The 19,613-nt window shown below is 40.5% G+C and carries 14 protein-coding genes; 10 read left to right on the top strand and 4 right to left on the bottom strand.

Annotation, left to right across the window (positions count from 1 at the left end; genetic code table 11):
• Window positions 1-22: 22 nt before the first annotated feature.
• Window positions 23-370 (bottom strand): ribosome silencing factor, encoded by a 348-nt coding sequence (gene rsfS, locus KMW37_RS01730; protein ID WP_186756399.1) that lies wholly within the window; start codon window positions 368-370, stop codon window positions 23-25.
• An 88-nt stretch (window positions 371-458) separates the two neighbouring features.
• Between rsfS and KMW37_RS01725 the strand changes: the two genes are divergently transcribed.
• From KMW37_RS01725 to KMW37_RS01715, 3 genes are all read left to right on the top strand, one after another.
• A complete protein-coding gene (locus KMW37_RS01725) occupies window positions 459-1,217 on the top strand; it encodes a biotin--[acetyl-CoA-carboxylase] ligase (protein ID WP_215222872.1) in 759 nt (252 codons plus the stop codon).
• Window positions 1,218-1,289: 72 nt separating this feature from the next.
• Entirely contained in the window at window positions 1,290-2,606 is a 1,317-nt protein-coding gene (gene ahcY / locus KMW37_RS01720) for an adenosylhomocysteinase (RefSeq protein WP_215222871.1), read from the top strand.
• Between the two features lie 141 nt (window positions 2,607-2,747).
• Window positions 2,748-3,620, top strand: a complete 873-nt coding sequence (locus KMW37_RS01715) for an SDR family oxidoreductase (RefSeq protein WP_215222870.1) — start codon at window positions 2,748-2,750, stop codon at window positions 3,618-3,620.
• Between the two features lies 1 nt (window position 3,621).
• Here the strand turns inward: KMW37_RS01715 and KMW37_RS01710 are convergent, their stop codons facing one another.
• Both KMW37_RS01710 and KMW37_RS01705 read right to left on the bottom strand, forming a co-directional pair.
• On the bottom strand, window positions 3,622-4,143 hold the full coding sequence (locus tag KMW37_RS01710) for a hypothetical protein (RefSeq protein WP_215222869.1): 522 nt from the start codon (window positions 4,141-4,143) through the stop codon (window positions 3,622-3,624).
• Window positions 4,144-4,232: 89 nt separating this feature from the next.
• Complete coding sequence (locus KMW37_RS01705) at window positions 4,233-4,421, bottom strand: CPXCG motif-containing cysteine-rich protein (protein ID WP_215222868.1); 189 nt, start codon at window positions 4,419-4,421, stop codon at window positions 4,233-4,235.
• An 83-nt stretch (window positions 4,422-4,504) separates the two neighbouring features.
• Here KMW37_RS01705 and KMW37_RS01700 point away from each other — a divergent pair, with 83 nt between their 5' ends.
• From KMW37_RS01700 to KMW37_RS01675, 6 genes are all read left to right on the top strand, one after another.
• Window positions 4,505-4,891: an HYC_CC_PP family protein gene (locus tag KMW37_RS01700; RefSeq protein WP_215222867.1), complete on the top strand. Its 387-nt coding sequence runs from the start codon at window positions 4,505-4,507 to the stop codon at window positions 4,889-4,891.
• A 105-nt stretch (window positions 4,892-4,996) separates the two neighbouring features.
• Window positions 4,997-8,770, top strand: coding sequence for an efflux RND transporter permease subunit (locus KMW37_RS01695; protein ID WP_215222866.1), 3,774 nt, complete (start codon window positions 4,997-4,999; stop codon window positions 8,768-8,770).
• Window positions 8,770-10,089, top strand: a complete 1,320-nt coding sequence (locus tag KMW37_RS01690; protein WP_215222865.1) for a TolC family protein — start codon at window positions 8,770-8,772, stop codon at window positions 10,087-10,089. Before KMW37_RS01695 ends, KMW37_RS01690 begins: the two co-directional genes overlap by 1 nt.
• 70 nt (window positions 10,090-10,159) lie before the next feature.
• A complete protein-coding gene (locus KMW37_RS01685) occupies window positions 10,160-11,869 on the top strand; it encodes an efflux RND transporter periplasmic adaptor subunit (protein ID WP_215222864.1) in 1,710 nt (569 codons plus the stop codon).
• Window positions 11,870-11,909: 40 nt separating this feature from the next.
• The gene (locus tag KMW37_RS01680; protein WP_215222863.1) at window positions 11,910-12,479 is read left to right on the top strand and encodes a DUF3347 domain-containing protein; all 570 of its coding nucleotides are present in this window, start codon (window positions 11,910-11,912) and stop codon (window positions 12,477-12,479) included.
• Window positions 12,480-12,528: 49 nt separating this feature from the next.
• Window positions 12,529-14,541, top strand: a complete 2,013-nt coding sequence (locus KMW37_RS01675) for a heavy metal translocating P-type ATPase (protein WP_215222862.1) — start codon at window positions 12,529-12,531, stop codon at window positions 14,539-14,541.
• Between the two features lie 4 nt (window positions 14,542-14,545).
• Here KMW37_RS01675 and KMW37_RS01670 read toward each other — a convergent pair whose 3' ends face one another.
• Window positions 14,546-15,841, bottom strand: coding sequence for an acetyl-CoA hydrolase/transferase family protein (locus KMW37_RS01670; RefSeq protein WP_215222861.1), 1,296 nt, complete (start codon window positions 15,839-15,841; stop codon window positions 14,546-14,548).
• Window positions 15,842-16,184: 343 nt separating this feature from the next.
• Between KMW37_RS01670 and KMW37_RS01665 the strand changes: the two genes are divergently transcribed.
• Window positions 16,185-19,565 carry a methylmalonyl-CoA mutase family protein gene (locus KMW37_RS01665; RefSeq protein ID WP_215222860.1) on the top strand — a complete coding sequence of 1,127 codons (3,381 nt, stop codon included), beginning with the start codon at window positions 16,185-16,187 and terminating at the stop codon, window positions 19,563-19,565.
• Window positions 19,566-19,613 lie beyond the last annotated feature (48 nt).

Raw genomic sequence — 19,613 nt, 5'->3', positions numbered from 1 at the left:
AAAAATGAAAGTTTACAAAGACCTAATTTATATGGGTAACTTTTGCATCGCCCCATAGATCTTCAAGGCCATAAAACTCTCTTTTATCTTTTAGGAAAACATGGGCTACCACGTCAACGTAGTCTACTAGAATCCATTGTAGGTTGTTTTTTCCTTCACTTCTCCAGGGTTTTTCTTTGTTGGATTTGAAAACCTCTTCTTCGATTGAATCAGAAATGGCTTCTACTTGAGTGTCTGATTGGCCGGAACAAATCACAAAAAAATCGGAAACAGAATTATTGATATCTCTCAAATCCATCACCACGATATCGGAAGCTTTTTTTTCTTCCATCCCTTTCACGATTAATTTACTCAGCTCTTCTGCTGTCATACTTTTGTTGTAATTTTACAATATCATAATTAACGCCACAATAAAAGGATAAATATCTTTATTGTGCGACAAAATAACTAATAAATTGATGCATAAAATCCTTGCCAATACTGTTTTTCTGGGGAAAGATATCATTTATCTGACAGAGTGTCATTCTACCAATGACATTGCCGCACAGAAAATCAAAGAAGGTACCGCCAAAGAAGGCAGTATCATCATTACTGACAAACAAACCAAGGGCAGGGGGCAGCGGGGCAATCGGTGGTTTAGTGAGCCTGAGGCTAACCTGACTTTTTCATTGGTTTTATCTCCTGTTTTTTTGGACGCAATGTCACATTTTGAGTTGAACAGGGTGGTCTCCTTGGCGGTCTTGGATGCACTTGGTGGATTGGTCGGAGGGATTAAAGTGAAATGGCCCAATGATATAGTACACGAAAAAGAAGGTAAACTAGGTGGGATTTTGATAGAAAATAGCATCACTAAAAAAAATATTGATACATCTATTGTTGGCATAGGCTTGAATATTAATCAAGTGGATTTTCCTTTCCCAGGCCCCACATCATTGGCAGAGCTAAGTGGACAGACATTCGATAAATGGGAAATAATGGAGAGTATATTAGTTTCCATTGAAAAAAGATACCTACAGTTGAAAAGGAACGATACAGAGAGCTTACATTCAGACTATTGGGGAAATCTTTTTAGAAAGAATGTTTTGTCGGAATATGAGGATGAAAAGGGCCGGTTTAGTGGAAAAATAATCGGTATAAGTTCAGAGGGGCGCTTGATAGTTGAGAAAAATAACCGGGAGTTAAACCATTATGCCTTCAAAGAAGTTAAATTCATCTAAGTAGCTAATTATGTAAAGTCTATGGGATTGAGTAAATTTGTGATCCGAAATTAATATCAAAACGATAAATTCATGTCAGAAACTAAATCAAAATACGTCAAGTATAAAGTAAAAGACATCTCTTTGGCTGAATGGGGCCGAAAAGAAATTAAATTGGCTGAAGCTGAAATGCCAGGATTGATGGCTTTAAGAGCTGAGTATGGCGCATCAAAGCCCCTAAAAGGAGCTAGAATCGCAGGTTGTCTTCACATGACCATTCAAACAGCCGTTTTGATTGAAACCTTGGTTGAATTAGGTGCTGAGGTGACTTGGTCTTCTTGTAATATATTCTCCACCCAAGACCATGCCGCTGCCGCTATTGCCGCTGCAGGAATATCTGTTTATGCATGGAAAGGCCTTTCTGAAGAAGAATTTGACTGGTGTATAGAGCAAACATTGTTCTTTGGTGAAGATCAAAAGCCATTGAATATGATTCTTGATGATGGTGGTGACTTGACCAATATGGTATTGGATAAATACCCTGAATTGGTGGCTGACATCAAGGGATTATCAGAAGAAACTACCACAGGTGTTCACAGGCTTTATGAAAGAATGAAGAACGGAACGCTTCCGATGCCTGCTATCAACGTAAATGACTCTGTAACCAAGTCTAAGTTTGACAATAAATATGGTTGTAAAGAATCTTTGGTAGATGCCATCAGAAGAGCTACCGATGTGATGTTGGCTGGTAAAGTAGCTGTAGTAGGTGGATATGGTGATGTTGGAAAAGGTTCTGCTGCTTCACTTAGAGGTGCAGGTGCCCGTGTAATCGTTACTGAAATCGATCCAATCTGTGCGCTACAGGCTTCTATGGACGGTTTTGAGGTGAAGAAAATGATAGGTGCGGCTGCTGAAGCTGATATCGTAGTTACTGCTACTGGTAATAAGGATATCATCACTGGTGAGCACTTCAAAGTGATGAAGGATAAAACCATCGTTTGTAATATTGGTCACTTTGACAATGAAATCGATGTGGCGTGGTTGAATACCAATTATGGCCATACCAAGGATGAGATCAAGCCTCAGGTAGATCTTTATAATGTGGATGGGAATGATATCATCCTTTTAGCAGAAGGTAGATTGGTGAACCTAGGCTGTGCCACTGGCCACCCTTCATTTGTGATGTCAAACTCCTTTACCAACCAAACTTTGGCTCAGTTGGAGTTATGGACCAATACGGATCATTACGAAAACAAAGTTTATGTATTGCCTAAGCACTTGGATGAAAAAGTTGCTGAGCTTCACTTGAGTAAATTAGGTGTGGAATTGGAAACATTGACTGAAGAGCAAGCTAAATATATCGGCGTAGAAGTGGCTGGTCCATTCAAGCCGGATTATTATAGGTATTAATCTTAGGGTTGAGATAAAATTTAAAAAGCCGCTGATTATTAGCGGCTTTTTTTGTACCCAATTTTTTTTGATGGATTTCTGAATTTCAAATAACAAAGGTTTTTTAGGTATATTGGATAAATCCTTAAAATCAAAATAGCCATGAAATATAATCAAGGAATGCTTAGGGAAGATGCTTTAAAGGGCAAGACCATATTAATTACTGGTGGTGGAACAGGTCTTGGGAGATCCATGGCGGAATATTTTTTGGAATTGGGAGCGAACGTGGTGATTAGCAGTAGGAAGCTGGAAATACTTAAGGAAACTGCAAAAGAACTTCAGGAAAGGAAAGGAGGGAAAGTATTTCCATTGGCCTGTGATGTGCGGGATACTGAGCAAGTGGAGAAAATGTTTCAACTCGCAGTAGCGGAGTTTGGGGTAGTGGATGCGGTAGTCAATAATGCAGCAGGAAATTTTATCAGCCCAACAGAAAGGCTTTCAACCAATGCCTTTCATACCGTAATTGATATTGTACTGAAAGGAAGTGTCAATATGACTATGACTGCAGGAAAGCACTGGATAGCGACTAAACAGCGAGGCGTGTTTTTGAATATTGTTACCACTTATGCATGGACAGGTTCTGCTTATGTGGTCCCAAGTGCTACAGCAAAAGCTGGTGTCTTGGCAATGACAAGATCTTTGGCGGTGGAATGGGCCAAATACAATATCCGCTCCAATGCGATTGCTCCTGGACCATTTCCCACTGAAGGAGCTTGGAGTCGACTTTTGCCAGCGGATTTGGCCAATAAATTTGATCCTGCTAAAAAAATACCGCTAAAAAGAGTCGGAGAACACCAGGAATTGGCCAATGTGGCCGCTTACCTTGTTTCAGATTTTTCGGCCTATGTCAATGGGGAAGTGATCACCATTGATGGAGGAGAATGGCTAATGGGAGCAGGGGAATTTAACCATTTGGAGCAAGTTCCTGATGAATTATGGGATCAGTTGGCGAATATGCGAAAGAATAAAAAGTGATTTATTCGGATTTAAGTCCGATAAATTCATGAGAGCTATCAAATTTTAGCCCCAAGGTATAGTCCCAAGTTGGTAGATAATTATGGATGGTGTTGGGCTCTAAGCTGGAAGCTTCTATGAAATACCATTGGTCACTGGATGCTTTAGACACCGCAATAAGCGTGATATGGTTGATGATTTCGCCTCCTGGAACCTTGATTTTGGTGGTGACAGGAACCAAAGCATGGGTTTCCCCTGAGCAATGGGTGTATTTTTGGGCCTCTCCAATTTCAAAACTTTCCACCTTCATGTTCCTGATTTTTAGTAAATCAGAGGCCAATTCCAAAGAATTTATCATACCCTGTTTTCCCCCTGATTTTTCAAGAATTACCGGGTAAGTGTAATTGACCAAAGTTTCAAAGTCCTCATTTAGATTTGCCTGGGCATAATCTTCAGCAGCCTCTTGGATTCCTGTTGGAGTTTGGGCATTTGCAATTAAAGTGAACAGACAGATAAATAGAGAGGTGCTTAATGCTTTGATCATGAGTTAGATAGCTTGTGATTCGCAAAAGTAAATCACAAAAATAATAAATGCAAGATTGTTAAAAATAAGTAGTTTTTAGTTGATGAATTTCACTGTTCAATAGGGCTTGTTGTGAAATTTGTAATTTCTCCATTCTCTATTGTGAAATTTACTTCAATTGGCTGACAGCAAACCTCACAATCTTCAATGTATTTTTGGGAGCTAATACTCAAGTCAAGTATCATTGAAATGTGCGAAAGACAATGAGGACAGGTGAAGAATTTTTCTTTGCTCAGCATGCTGCAGTTGACATTTGTTTAAAATCTACAAAAATTATATAACTTTACTAGACAAAGCTTTTCTATATTTGTTCACAGAAACCATGCGAAAGCTATTCCAAATATCGCTATTGATGATTTATCTCTGCTTCAATGCAGGGCTGAGTTATTCTATGCATTATTGTGGGGAGCAATTGGAAGCAATTAATTTTTTTGCAGAGGAAAAAACCTGTTGTGCTGAAGGAGAGGAAATGCCTGGTTGCTGTGATGATGTTCCAAAAACAGAATTGCAGAATGCTGAGCAGAACACTTCTAAGACTGTAAATGTACAATTCATTACCGCTGTGTTGTTGCCATACCCTCATTTATTGGCGGATATTATTGAGTGCATGTCATGGTATAAGGAAGAACAAGCAATAGCTTTTCCTTTGGACGATGCACCTCCCAGTGGATTGCCGATTTATATTGTAAACGAGATTTTTTTGATATAGCCTTTTGGTAAAGGCCTTTTGCCTTTGCTATACATTTCTTTGACTACCTGTCTGGTAGTTTATTTCATTTCTTATACGATTATTTCATGCATTAATAATTAGGCTATGCTTAATGCTATCATTAAATTCTTTCTAGAAAATAAGCTGGTAACTGTACTTCTATTGCTGTTATTAGTTGCATGGGGACTAGTGGTAATTCCATTTAAATGGGATACAGGCTTTTTGCCCAGTGACCCTGTGCCTGTCGACGCTATTCCAGATATTGGCGAAAACCAGCAAATAGTATTTACAGAGTGGATGGGACAATCCCCTCAGGATGTGGAAGACCAGATTACTTATCCATTGACTACATCTTTATTAGGTCTTCCCGGAGTAAAGTCCATCCGATCATCTTCCATGTTTGGGATCTCGAGTATCTACATCATATTTCAAGACGAAGTTGATTATTACTGGAGCAGGTCCAGGATTTTAGAGAAATTAAACTCATTGCCTTCCAATTTGCTTCCAGAAAATGTCCAACCAAAGCTTGGGCCTGATGCTACTGCTTTGGGACAGGTTTATTGGTATACACTTGAAGGAAGGGATAAAGATGGGAAACCAGCTGGAGGCTGGGATTTGCAGGAGTTAAGGTCCATTCAGGATTTTTATGTGCGCTATGGCCTCGCAGGTGTTGATGGCGTGGCTGAGGTGGCATCTGTAGGAGGAATGGAAAAGGAATACCAGGTGGATCTCGATCCCAATGCGATGAAGGCATATGGTGTTTCTATGATGGAGGTACGTGATGCTCTCAAAAAGACCAACCAAGACATGGGGGCCAACACACTTGAAATTAACCAAGTGGAGTATTATCTCAGGGGCTTGGGCTATGTGAAAACCATTTCAGACATAGGTGAGACAGTTGTAAAAGTTAGTGATAATGTCCCTTTGAGGATCAAGGATATTGCGCGTGTAAATATTGGACCAGCGGATCGGTCGATGAAGGGCATTTTGGACAAGTCAGGAGCCGAGGCAGTTGGAGGAGTGGTGGTAGCCCGATATGGAGACAACCCTATGGCCGTGATAGAAAATGTCAAATCGAAAATTGAGGAAATCAGTACCGGTTTACCTGAAAAGGAACTGGAAGATGGTAGAATTTCCAAGGTGACGATTGTTCCCTTTTATGATCGCTCCAATCTCATTATGGAAACTTTGGGTACCCTTAATGATGCCATTATATTACAGATTTTGATGACTATTGTGGTGATCATGGTAATGGTTTATAATCTCAGGGCATCTCTATTGATATCTGCCATTTTGCCTTTGGCGGTATTGACCTGTTTTATATTTATGAAATATGTAGGAGTAGATGCGAATATTGTAGCACTCTCCGGAATTGCCATTGCTATTGGAACCATGGTGGATTTAGGGATCATTTTAAATGAAAATATTCTTAAACATATTGATGAAGCACCCAAGGGACAAAGCTTATTAAAGACCGTTTATGACGGAACTACCGAAGTGGCCACTGCTATCATTACAGCAGTTTCAACAACCATTGTAAGTTTCTTTCCTGTGTTTACTTTGCAGGCTGCAGAAGGTAAATTGTTTGGGCCATTGGCTTACACCAAAACATTTGCTTTGGTATCTGCCTTATTGTTTACCTTGTTGATTATGCCAGCCCTGGCACATTGGGTGTTTGGGATTAAAAACGGAGGGATATTTTGGAAAAAATGGGGTAATATTGGATTGATTCTAATAGGCCTTATCTGTATTTATTGGTTTACCTTACCGGCATTGGTGATGATAGCGATAGGAACCAATAATTATCTCTTATACCGAAATCAAGAACAATATAAAAAAATCCATACACCAGTATTGGTTTCCATAGCCGTACTGGCTGTTTCATGGTTATTGGCGAGCACCTGGGCACCTTTAGGAGTTTCTGTGAGTGCTTTTACCAATTTTATCTTTGTGCTCTTGGTCATTGGCTCAGTGTTGGGAATATTTTCACTATTTATAAAGTATTATGAATCCATCCTTTCATGGTGCTTGGCCAATAAAGTAAAGTTCCTTGTTCTTCCTCTTTTGATGGTGTTTTTAGGACTCAATATTTGGGTGGGCTTTGCCAGTTTCTTTGGAGGAATAGCTAAAGGATTTGACAAATTGGGATGGAATATTCGTACTACTTCCATTTACAGTAGCATGGCCCATACTTTTCCTGGAATGGGAGAAGAGTTTATGCCTGCATTGGATGAAGGGGCATTTTTGCTAATGCCTACTTCTATGCCACATTCAGGTGTAGAGGCCAACCAGAAGATCGTTCAGCAGTTGGACTTATTGGTCAATACTATTCCAGAAGTATCCTCGGTGGTAGGAAAAGCAGGTCGTGCGGATACACCCTTGGACCCTGCTCCAATGTCCATGTTCGAGAATGTTATTTTATATAAGCCTGAGTTTAAATCAGATGAAAATGGCAGGAAAATAAGGTTTGCCGTTGATGATGAGGGGGGATTTCTCAGAAACGAAGACGGAGAGCTTATTGAGGATGAAAATGGGGAATACTTTCGTCAATGGAGGGACCATATTAAATCTCCTGATGATATCTGGAATGAAATTGCTGCAGTGGCCAATCTCCCTGGGGTGACTGCTGCTCCTAAACTTCAGCCGATAGAAACCAGGTTGCTGATGCTTCAAACGGGTATGAGGGCGCCAATTGGATTAAAAGTATATGGTCCTGATTTGAGGACTATTGAAGAGTTTAGTTTAGAAATTGAACATTATCTAAAAGAGGTGCCTGGTGTAAAGCCTGCCTCAGTGTTTGCTGACAGGACCTTGGGTAAGCCTTATTTGGAGTTGGATTTGGATAGGCAGGCTATTGCCAGGTACGGCCTGAATGTGGCGGATGTTCAGGAAACTATCAAAGGAGCTCTGGGTGGAGTGAAATTAACTTCGACAGTCGAAGGAAGGGAAAGGTTTGGTATCAGGGCAAGGTATGCAAGAGAGTATAGGAATAATCCTGAAGCAATTGAACAGCTTTTGGTAAGTACTTCTGATGGACAACAGGTGCCTATTGGTGAAATGGCCAAATTGGAATACAGACCTGGTCCAAAAGTGATTAAGAGTGAAGACTCATTTTTGGTAGGTTATGTCTTACTGGATAAGCAAGATGGAGTAGCGGAGGTTACAGTCGTTGAGAATGCCCAGCAATACCTCAAGCATAAGATAGATAGTGGGGAATTAAAAGTTCCCGCAGGTGTGAGCTATAAATTCTCAGGCTCATACGAAAACCAAGTAAGGGCAGAGAAAAGATTGTCATTGGTGATCCCTATTTGTCTTATCGTGATATTTCTGATTCTTTATTTCCAGTTTCGCTCCGTAGCAGTGACCAGCTTTATCTTTTCTGCCATTGCCATGGCATTTTCTGGTGGTTTCATCATGTTATGGCTTTATGGACAACCTTGGTTTTTGGATTTCAGCCTAATGGGGACATCCATGCGGGAGCTCTTCCAAGTTCGGGAATTTAATTTAAGTGTGGCTGTATGGGTTGGTTTTATAGCTCTGTTTGGTATTGCAACAGATGATGGGGTGGTAATGGCCACTTATCTCAAACAAAGTTTTGATAAGCGCAAAACCGAATCAGTACAGGGGATCAGAAAGGCTGTTATTTCGGCAGGATTAAGAAGGGTAAGACCTTGTTTGATGACTTCAGCCACAACTCTTTTGGCTTTATTGCCAGTACTCACTTCTACTGGACGAGGATCTGATATCATGATTCCAATGGCCATCCCTTCATTTGGGGGGATGATGGTGGCTTTGATTTCCCTGTTTATTGTACCAGTACTTTACAGCTGGTGGGAAGAATTAAAATGGAGTAAACTCAATTCCAAAAATGAGAAATAATGAAAGGCATTAGAATAATAGTTAAGGAGTATTTTGGTTTGGATAAGCGCAAATTGGGGCTGTTTTTCGTGATGGCTTTGCTGTTAAATTCTTCCATGGCTCAAAGTCTGGAGGATTATCTGGTGGAGGCAGGGGAAAACAATCCGGGTTTGAAAGCTAAATACGCCTTTTATATGTCAAGCTTGGAAAAGGTGCCACAGTTGGGGCAGCTTCCAAATCCTGAATTAAGTTTTGGCTTTTTCCTTAAGGATATGGCTACGTTGATGGGAGACCAGAAAATGAATGTTTCCTTAATGCAGCGGTTCCCTTGGTTTGGGACATTTCAGAGCCAAAAGGATGAAGCCAGCTTATTGGCTCAAGCCAATTACCTGGAGTTTGAAAGGGCCAAGTATGACTTGTATAATCAGGTAAAACAATCCTATTATCAAGTCTATTTGTGGTCCCATCACCGGATGATAGCAGAAGAAAATTTGGAGTTATTGGAGACCATGGAACGATTGGCCCTCAATAGGTTCAAAGGAGGTGTTCCGGGAGTGAAGGATAAAATGACGGACGTGCTGCGGATTCAATCAAGGTCCAAGGAAGTTGCTACTTTGATTGAAGGCTATGAAGATGAATTGGAATTGGAGCAGGTGAAATTTAACCAATTACTTAATCGACCAATCGACCAAAAGGTGAATTTTGATTATTCCAAACTGGAACAGGAGTTAATGTGGCAACGTGAAGTAATCATGGACAGTGTTCGTAACAGGAATCCTGAACTAATAAAACTGGATGTGATGGGGGATGCCTATCAGAAAAAATCTGAGGTGGCCAATAAGGCCGGTTTGCCCAGTATTGGTATTGGAGTAGATTATATGATCAATTCACCGAGGTCTCCTATGGGAGAAATAGGAAGTGGTAGGGGATATGTTCCTGGAGGAATGGGGCATAATATGGTAATGCCTATGGTCTCTTTATCCTTGCCCATTTATAGAAAGAAATATAAGGCAGCGAGAAGGGAAGCTGAGCGCTTAAGAGAATTGTCTTATTATCAGAAAGAGCAGGTGTACAATTCCTTGGAATTACAGATGGAGCAAGGTTTAAAGCAAATCAGGGATGCAGAAAGGAACCTAAAGTTATACCAAGACCAGACCGCTTTGCTTCAGCGTAGTTTTGATTTGATGTTAGCTGAGTACAGTTCTGGAGATGGGAATTTTGAGGAGTTATTGACTGTACAGCAAGAGCTTTTGGATTTTGAAATGAAAATATCAGAGGCCATTGTGAATAAACAGAAAGCAATCGCTCAATTAGAAAGTTTAATGGCAAAGTCCAATTGAGCCGAACTATGCAATTTCCAAACTCATTAGGAATTCTATCCCATAATTCGGGTTTAAAATTTTAGAAATCATGAAAAACAAAAAAATAATCATCATTATAGGAATAAGCTTCATTTTGGGAGGCCTTATTGGCTGGTGGGCCAGTTCTGGAGGGGAGCGAGTTCAGGAGGAGGAACATTCCCATGAATCAGGCACTATCTACACTTGTTCAATGCATCCACAGATCAGACAGGAAGAACCTGGAGATTGCCCTATATGTGGTATGGAATTAATACCCGTTTCTTCTTTAGAAGGTAGTAAGGATGCCAGTGCGACTCCAGCAGTCCTTAATATGAGTCCTGAAGCCATTGCATTGGCGAATATTTCTACAAGCAGGGTAAAGGCAGGGAATGACAATTATAGTCTGGAACTGAGTGGGAAAATAGAAGCTGATGAAAGAAAGGTGGCTTCTGTTTCTGCCAATTTTTCTGGCCGGGTGGATGAACTTTATGTGGCCTTTACCGGACAAGAGGTGAAAAAGGGGCAAAAGCTCGCAAGGATTTATTCTCCTGAATTGATTGCGGCACATAGGGAGTTGCTTGAGGCGAAAGAGTCACAAGATATCAGTCCGGCACTTTATGAAGCTGCAAAACAAAAATTGAAGCAGTGGGAATTGACTGATGAACAAATCAGTAAAATGGAAAATCAGGCAGACTATCAAATTCATTTTGATATCTATGCCAATACATCTGGTGTAGTAGGAAAAAGAAATGTTTCCGTTGGGGATTATGTGCAGAAAGGTGCAGTGCTGTTTGAGATAACCAATTTAAGTAAGGTATGGGTGATTTTAGATGCCTATGAAAGTAATATCAATAATATCAATTTGGGAGATCAGCTGGTTTTTAGTGCCAATGCCATGACTGATAAGGATTATGAAGCCAAGGTGACATTTATTGATCCAAGCCTCAATACCAATACCCGTAGTGTCAAAGTTCGGGCGGAGGTAAGAAATGATAATGGGGAATTAAAGCCAGGTATGTTTGTTACTGCTAGATTAAGTGTGGATACCCCAAAATCATCTACAGGTGTATTGATTCCCAGTACTGCTGTGCTATGGACTGGAAAAAGATCGGTAGTATATCGGGAAGTAGGAAAGGTAGATGCTCCTGCATTTGAGATGGTTGAAGTAACGCTTGGTGCTACTACTGGAGATAGGCAAATCGTTACGGATGGTTTGAATATTGGTGATAAGGTAGTGACCAATGGAGTATTTGCAGTGGATGGCGCCGCACAGTTGAGTGGGAAATATAGCATGATGAGTCAAAGCGCTTCTGAAAAGTTAGCAGTACCAACAGGGTTCTTAAATGATTTTGAGAAGGCAATTGATGCCTATTTTGATTTGAAGAATAAGTTGGTATCAGACGAAATGGCAAAAACTGAGGCCCAGAAGTTAAAAGGAGTCCTAGAAGAAATTAAGCAAGAAGGGCTAGATGGGGAAGCCTTGGAAGTTTGGGGGGCACTTAAAGGACAAATGGAATTAGCGGTAGATAAAATTACCAAAGCTAAGACCATAGAAGAAGAAAGAGATGGATTTATCAATCTTTCGGAGACCTTTATTACTATTTTGGAGGATTTTGGGACTTCCAAAGACGTTATATATAAGAGTTACTGTCCGATGGCAAAAAATGATCAGGGAGCTTTTTGGTTGAGTGAGGTAGAAACCATCAAAAACCCCTATTTCGGCTCTGCGATGTTAGGTTGTGGAGAAGTAAAAGGAGAGTTTAGAAAGTCTGATAATTAATTAGAAATCAATAAATTTTAACAATAAATACATATTAATCATGAAAAGAAGATCAGTATTAGGGTTTAGCTTGGCCATATCATTATTATTGGCAGTAGGCTGTAGTGAAAGCAAAAAGAGTGAACATAGCGGGCATGAGCATAATGGACACGAGCATGCTGAAAACATGGAAATGGAACATCATGAACCCTCAATTGTAAAAGCCTCATTTACAGAAGAAGGCCTAGCAGGAACATTTGATAATTATATCAAAGTTAAGACTGCCTTGGTTGAGGGGGATGCTAAATCCGCCAGTAAATATGCTCAAGATTTGGCAACGGCAAGTGCTGAAATTGAAGGTCATGCTGAATTGGTGAAAGCAGCTAAATCCATTGGGGCAGCATCGGATATTGAGAAGCAAAGAGAGGAGTTTGAAGTACTGTCAGCAGCTGTGGAAGGAGCAATAGAAGGACATATCAGTGAAGGAAAAGTTTATAAGCAATATTGCCCAATGGCTTTTAATAACAAAGGAGGATATTGGTTATCAGATGTAGCGGAGATTAGAAATCCTTATTTTGGAGATAAAATGCTAAAATGTGGAAGAGTAGAAAAAGAAATGGGAGCGCTATAAGCCTCCCATTTTTTGTTTAATTTATTTTTAATTCATAATAGAAATAGCAATGGGACATCAGCATCACACAGACCATCATCAATCCCATTCTGGGAACGAACATGGTCATGATAAACATCATGGACATATGCTTGAAGATTTTAAAAGGAGGTTTTGGGTATCCATCCTGCTCACAATTCCAATACTTGTTCATTCTAAGATGATTCAAGAATGGTTGGGTTTAGATTTTGCCTATGCAGGGGATAAGTATGTTCTGTTTTTACTTTCTTCGATTGTCTATTTCTATGGTGGTTGGCCTTTTCTAAAAGGGCTGGTAAGTGAGCTTTCTAAGCGAAAACCTGCAATGATGACCTTAATCTCACTGGCCATTACAGTTGCTTATGTGTATAGTTCAGCCACGGTTTTTGGATTGGAGGGCAAAGGATTTTTTTGGGAACTAGCTACTTTGATCGATTTGATGTTGTTGGGACATTGGATAGAGATGAAGTCAGTAATGGGGGCTTCTGGAGCTTTAGATGAATTGGCAAAGTTAATGCCTTCAGAGGCCCATCTTCTAAAGGACAATGGTGAAACCGAAGAAGTGAAAATTACGGATTTAAAAGTTGGCGATTTGGTTTTGGTTAAGCCAGGGGAGAAAATACCTGCTGATGGGAAGATATTAGATGGGAGTAGTTATGTGAATGAGTCAATGCTGACTGGAGAGTCAAAGCCAGTCAAAAAAGAAAAAGATGATGAGGTTGTTGGAGGGGGGATTAATGAAAGAGGATCATTAAAAGTTGAAGTAAAGGGTGTTGGGGAAGATGCCTATCTGTCTAGGGTGATTGGAATGGTCAAGTCTGCCCAAGAGGCTAAATCCAAAACACAGAATTTGGCAGATAAAGCTGCGGGATGGTTGTTTTATATTTCTTTGGGAGCAGGTTTAATAACAATTTCAGTTTGGCTACTGATGGGGAAAGAATTTGATTTTGCATTGGAGAGAATGGTTACTGTCATGATTATAGCCTGTCCACATGCTTTGGGTTTGGCAATTCCATTGGTTACGGCTATTTCCACTTCAGCATCTGCTAAACAAGGACTTTTGATCCGAAATAGGACAGCATTCGAAAAATCCAGAAATGTTACAATGGTGATTTTTGATAAGACAGGGACCTTGACAGTTGGGGATTTTGCTGTTAGGGAAGTAAAAGCTTTAAGTGAAGATTATAATGAAGAAGATATTTTTAAATTGGCAGGGGCCATTGAAAGTGAATCAGAGCATCCCATTGCAAATGGAATCATGAAAAAGGTGAAGGAAGAAGGAGTGAAAATTCATGAATTAACTTCTTTTGAAAATATAACCGGGGAGGGAGTTAAAGGTGTTGTAAACGGAGAAGAGCTGATGATTGGAGGTCCTGGGCTTTTGAAGAAGCTTAATATTGATATTCCCCAAGTTGATAATAGTGGAGGTGATGAAACTAGGGTATATGTTGTGGCAGAATCGAATTTGATAGGTTATTTGACCCTTTCCGATCAAGTCAGGGAATCATCGAGTCAGGCAGTTAATTACCTAAAGCAACAAGATATAAAGGTTTTAATGGCCACTGGTGATAATGAAGCAGCAGCCAAGTCTGTCAGTGATCAGCTTGGTCTTGATGGCTATTATGCTGAAGTATTACCCGAGGACAAGAAGGAAATTATCCAAAAAGCCCAAAAGGATGGGGAAGTGGTTTTGATGACAGGAGATGGGGTAAATGATGCCCCCGCATTGGCCCAAGCAGACATTGGTGTTGCTATTGGGTCGGGAACGGATGTAGCAGCAGAAACAGCCGATATTGTTTTAGTAAATAGTAATCCCATGGATATCTCAGCTATAATTGATTTTGGAAAATCTACCTACAATAAGATGGTCCAAAACCTGTTTTGGGCAACAGCATATAATGCCATTGCCCTTCCATTGGCGACAGGCTTTGTGCCAAGTTTAGTGGTCAGTCCTGCTCTGGGAGCAGTTTTGATGAGTATGAGTACCGTTGTAGTAGCATTAAATGCGCAATTACTGAAGAAATCACTGAAAAGGGTTCGATGATCACCTAAGAGGTTCTATAGCTGGTTGAACCAAACCTTTTAATGATAGATTTCTCAAGCATCTCCCTGTGCTCAGGAGCAGCAATTTTCATTAATTCCAGTGCCCTTTGGCGCAGGTTCTTTCCGTAAAGGTAGGCCGTTCCATATTCAGTTACTACGTAATGCATATGGGCCCTGGTCGTGACCACTCCAGCTCCTTCCTTGAGGAAAGGAACTATTTTAGAAACTCCTTTATTGGTTTTAGAAGTCATGGCCATGATGGGTTTACCCCCTTCAGCTAATGCTGCTCCTCTCATAAAGTCCATTTGCCCACCAACTCCGGAGAAATGATAACTACCAATGGAGTCGGCGCAGACTTGTCCTGTAAGGTCCATTTCAATACATGAGTTGATGGAGATAACCTTCGGGTTTCTACGTATTACTGCAGTGTCATTGACATAGGCAGCTTCATGAAAGGAAACGACAGGGTTGTCATCAATGAAATCATAGAGTTTTCTGTTGCCAACGGCAAACGAGGTGACTATTTTTCCTGGATGTTTTGCTTTGTATTTATTGGTCAAAGCGCCGCTGCTCATCAGGCCCAATACTCCATTAGAAAACATTTCTGTATGTACGCCTAAGTCCTTATGTTGATGAAGTGCATCCAAAACCGCATCTGGAATGGCGCCAATTCCCATTTGAAGGGTCGAGCCATCCTCAATCAGGTCAGCACAGAAATGACCAATACTTTTTTCCTTTTCTCCTATTTTTGATCCGTAATCTACCTCAGGTAGTGGGTCGTCAGCCTCTATGATATGTTGAAAACTGCTGATATGTACCAATCCATCTCCATGAGACCTTGGCATGTTTTTATTGACTTGGGCAATAGCGAGCTTGGCCACCTCTAGAGCTGGTTTGGCCACATCTACTGAAACTCCAAGGGAGCAATATCCATGTTCATCCGGAGGTGATACGTTGACGATGGCCACGTCAATAGGAAGAATGTTTCTTCTAAATAAAATACCGATTTCACTAAGGAAAATAGGTACATATCCGCCACGGCTGGAGTTGACGGCAGACCTAACATTGGCCGAAACAAAAAGTGAATTGATGAAGAAACTTTCGTTATATGGTTCTTCAGTCAGAGGCATTTCTCCTAGGGTTGTTATTGAAACAACCTCTACATCTGTTAATTCTTCATGCCTTTTGGCGAGTGCTTTCAATAATGTGGCAGGGGTAGCAGCACTTCCATGGACAAAAATCCGGTCATGGCTTTTGACCACTTTGACCGCTTCTTCTGGGGTGGTGTAGGAATAATTCATACTTTTTTGAGTTTATGAATCAAAGATCTAATAAGCTTAAATTTAAGGTTTTATCTTGATAGCCTTACAAAGGAAGCACATTGTCATCGAAAAAAGTTTGACTTTTGTCAGCTTGTATTCTGATGTTTAACTTCTGTTTTTGTTGATGTGAATCTTTCGATAGATGTCAGTTGTTTTTTGCTTTTGAATTGGTTTTTTCGAAATTTTATATGGAAAACCGCTAATGCTTCTGGAGATTTTACTCACATGATTTTGTTATATTCGCAAATGAGTTCCAAGAACATCTACAGGGATTTAGAATAAGAAATAGTGCTTCAATTAGAATCAAATTAACCAAAAGCCCATGCTTTCTGAAATTAAGAAATATAAGCCCAAAAACCATATTAGAATTGTTACTGCTGCATCCCTATTTGATGGGCATGATGCTGCCATCAATATCATGCGAAGGATTATTCAGTCTGTAGGCTGTGAAGTAATTCATCTTGGGCACAATCGTTCAGTCCAAGAGATTGTAGATTGTGCCATTCAGGAAGATGCACAGGCGATAGCGATAACTTCCTATCAGGGTGGTCATATAGAGTTTTTTAAGTATATGTATGATTTGCTAAAGGAAAAGGGGGCAGGACATATTAAGATTTTTGGTGGTGGAGGCGGTACGATTCTTCCTGAGGAAATAAAAGAACTCCATGATTATGGCATAAGTAGGATTTATTCTCCAGATGATGGCAGGGAAATGGGACTTCTGGGCATGATCAATGACTTGGTTGAGCAATGTGACTTTCCTCTGGGCAAGGATTTGGACCCAGATATAAAATTGGACAAGGGGCTTCCTAGTGGCCTAGCCAAGCTCATTTCAGCTGCAGAGAATTTTCCAGAAGAAAATTCAAAGATTCTAGAGAAAATAAGAAAAGAAAGCAAGGAAACATCGGTTCCTGTGTTAGGAATTACGGGAACAGGTGGGGCTGGAAAGTCTTCACTGGTAGATGAATTGGCGAGAAGGTTTTTAAGGGATTTTGATGATAAATATTTGGCGATAATTTCAGTGGATCCATCCAAGAGAAAGACAGGTGGCGCTTTGCTGGGAGATAGGATTAGAATGAATGCTATCAACGATCCAAGAGTATATATGCGCTCCTTGGCCACTCGTCAGGCCAATTTGGCACTTTCGAAACATGTGAACGATGCGGTTAATATGGCCAAGCTGGCAGGGTATGATCTGATAATTTTGGAAACCTCAGGTATTGGGCAGTCTGATACTGAAATTACAGAACATGCAGATCTTTCCTTGTATGTGATGACACCTGAGTATGGAGCAGCTACTCAGCTGGAAAAGATTGATATGCTTGACTTTGCTGACCTGATAGCGTTAAATAAGTTCGATAAAAAAGGGGCTTTGGATGCTCTGAGGGATGTGAAGAAGCAATATCAAAGGAATCATGAGCTTTGGGATGCCAAGGAGGAAGAGTATCCAGTTTATGGTACGATAGCCTCTCAGTTCAATGATCCAGGGATGAACCAATTATACTCCAAGATCATGGCCGAACTTAGCAATAAGTGTAATGCCTCATTTGCAGTAGAAGGTGAAGCAGCCAAAGGAGGGACTGAAAAGCAATTTATCATTCCTCCTTCCAGAAACAGATACCTTGCTGAGATCGTGGAGAGCAATAGGACATATGATCGATGGGTAGAGCAGCAGCAGGAAATAGCACAAAGACTGTATGGGATAAGAAAATCATTAGAAGCCTTAGAGAGCGTTGAAATCAATGAAAAGGATCAAATAAAATCCGGCTTGCAAAAAGCCTATAAGCAGGTTGAACTGGATTTTGATCCCAAGAATAAGCAATGGTTGACTGCCTGGCCTGAAACGAAAATGAAGTACGAAGCAGATCTTTTTACCTTTAAAGTAAGGGAGAAGGAAATTAATATTAAAACTTCTTCCCAATCGCTATCAGGAACAAGGGTGCCAAAGGTCTCGCTACCAAAATACGAAGCCTGGGGGGATATACTGAAATGGGGCCTAACAGAAAATGTCCCCGGTGCTTTCCCATTTACGGCTGGCGTTTTTCCTTTCAAAAGAGAAGGGGAAGATCCTACTAGGATGTTTGCAGGTGAGGGTGGGCCAGAAAGAACCAATAAGCGCTTTCATTATGTGTCTAAGGATATGCCTGCAAAGCGGCTGTCCACAGCCTTTGATTCAGTGACTTTGTATGGTGAGGATCCAGATTATCGTCCGGATATTTATGGGAAGATTGGAAACTCTGGAGTGAATATCTGCTGTCTTGATGATATGAAAAAACTCTACTCTGGTTTTGATCTTGCCAGTGCCTTGACTTCAGTTTCTATGACTATTAATGGTCCAGCAGCTACAATGACTGCGTTTTTTATGAATGCCGCCATTGACCAACAATGTGAGCTTTATATCAAGGAGAATGGGCTTGAAGAAGAAGTCAATAATAAGATTGATGAGATTTACCAAGAAAAGGGAGTAGAGCGACCGATTTATTTTGGGGAATTGCCTGAGGGACATGATGGGTTGGGATTAATGCTTCTAGGGGTGACAGGAGATCAGGTGCTGCCACAAAAGGTATATGAGGATATTAAAGCCAGTACTTTGACCAAAGTAAGGGGGACGGTTCAGGCAGATATCCTAAAGGAGGATCAGGCACAGAATACCTGTATTTTTTCTACAGAATTTTCTTTGAGATTGATGGGAGATGTACAGCAATACTTTATTGATCATGGGGTGAGAAACTTTTACTCTGTATCTATCTCAGGTTATCATATTGCTGAAGCAGGCGCTAATCCTATTACCCAACTGGCATTGACCTTATCCAATGGATTTACCTATGTTGAGTATTATGTGTCGAGAGGGATGGATATCAATAAGTTTGCACCCAACCTTTCATTCTTTTTTTCAAATGGTATTGATCCTGAATATGCAGTAATAGGTAGGGTTGCTAGGAGGATTTGGGCTAAGGCTATGAAAATGAAATATGGCGCCAATGAAAGGTCTCAGATGTTGAAATACCATATCCAAACCTCAGGACGGTCTTTGCATGCACAGGAAATTGATTTTAATGATATTAGGACAACACTTCAGGCCCTGTACGCTATTTATGATAATTGCAACTCTTTGCATACCAATGCGTATGATGAGGCAATCACTACGCCAACTGAGTCATCGGTAAGAAGGGCAATGGCCATTCAGCTTATAATCAATAGAGAGCTGGGCTTGACCAAAAATGAAAACCCCATTCAAGGTTCGTTTATTATAGAAGAGTTGACAGATTTAGTGGAGGAGGCTGTTTATACTGAGTTTGAAAGGATTTCTGAGCGTGGTGGCGTTTTAGGAGCCATGGAGACTATGTATCAAAGAGGCAAAATTCAGGAGGAAAGCATGCATTACGAAACCCTCAAGCATACAGGAGAATATCCAATAATTGGGGTAAACACCTTCCTGTCTTCTCAAGGCTCTCCGACAGTTACTCCTGGAGAGGTGATCAGGGCAGATAAGGAAGAAAAGGAAAGTCAGATAAAAGAACTACGAAATCTTCATTTAAAATACCGATCTTTGTCGGCTGAATTGATCAGTGAACTTAAAAATGCGGCCTTGAAAAATGAAAACATCTTTGAACAATTGATGGAGGCGGGTAAGCATTGTTCGCTAGGTCAAATAACCCATGCCTTATATGAGGTGGGGGGGCAATATCGAAGGAATATGTGATCAGGCAAATTAGGTGATTTGATCAAATAAGAATAAAAAGACCAATAA

Source organism: Echinicola shivajiensis (assembly GCF_018642165.1).
In the GTDB taxonomy this organism is placed as follows: domain Bacteria; phylum Bacteroidota; class Bacteroidia; order Cytophagales; family Cyclobacteriaceae; genus Echinicola; species Echinicola shivajiensis.
The sequence above is the reverse complement of the archived record's forward strand: the minus strand, read 5'-3'. Positions and strand labels throughout refer to the sequence as shown.

Coding starts and splice junctions, on each gene's coding strand:
- KMW37_RS01700 (WP_215222867.1), top strand. CDS start 4,505: ATGCGAAAGCTATTCCAAATATCGCTATTGATGATTTATCTCTGCTTC.
- ahcY (WP_215222871.1), top strand. CDS start 1,290: ATGTCAGAAACTAAATCAAAATACGTCAAGTATAAAGTAAAAGACATC.
- rsfS (WP_186756399.1), bottom strand. CDS start 370: ATGACAGCAGAAGAGCTGAGTAAATTAATCGTGAAAGGGATGGAAGAA.
- KMW37_RS01675 (WP_215222862.1), top strand. CDS start 12,529: ATGGGACATCAGCATCACACAGACCATCATCAATCCCATTCTGGGAAC.
- KMW37_RS01680 (WP_215222863.1), top strand. CDS start 11,910: ATGAAAAGAAGATCAGTATTAGGGTTTAGCTTGGCCATATCATTATTA.
- KMW37_RS01670 (WP_215222861.1), bottom strand. CDS start 15,841: ATGAATTATTCCTACACCACCCCAGAAGAAGCGGTCAAAGTGGTCAAA.
- KMW37_RS01715 (WP_215222870.1), top strand. CDS start 2,748: ATGAAATATAATCAAGGAATGCTTAGGGAAGATGCTTTAAAGGGCAAG.
- KMW37_RS01705 (WP_215222868.1), bottom strand. CDS start 4,421: ATGCTGAGCAAAGAAAAATTCTTCACCTGTCCTCATTGTCTTTCGCAC.
- KMW37_RS01725 (WP_215222872.1), top strand. CDS start 459: ATGCATAAAATCCTTGCCAATACTGTTTTTCTGGGGAAAGATATCATT.
- KMW37_RS01665 (WP_215222860.1), top strand. CDS start 16,185: ATGCTTTCTGAAATTAAGAAATATAAGCCCAAAAACCATATTAGAATT.
- KMW37_RS01685 (WP_215222864.1), top strand. CDS start 10,160: ATGAAAAACAAAAAAATAATCATCATTATAGGAATAAGCTTCATTTTG.
- KMW37_RS01690 (WP_215222865.1), top strand. CDS start 8,770: ATGAAAGGCATTAGAATAATAGTTAAGGAGTATTTTGGTTTGGATAAG.
- KMW37_RS01695 (WP_215222866.1), top strand. CDS start 4,997: ATGCTTAATGCTATCATTAAATTCTTTCTAGAAAATAAGCTGGTAACT.
- KMW37_RS01710 (WP_215222869.1), bottom strand. CDS start 4,143: ATGATCAAAGCATTAAGCACCTCTCTATTTATCTGTCTGTTCACTTTA.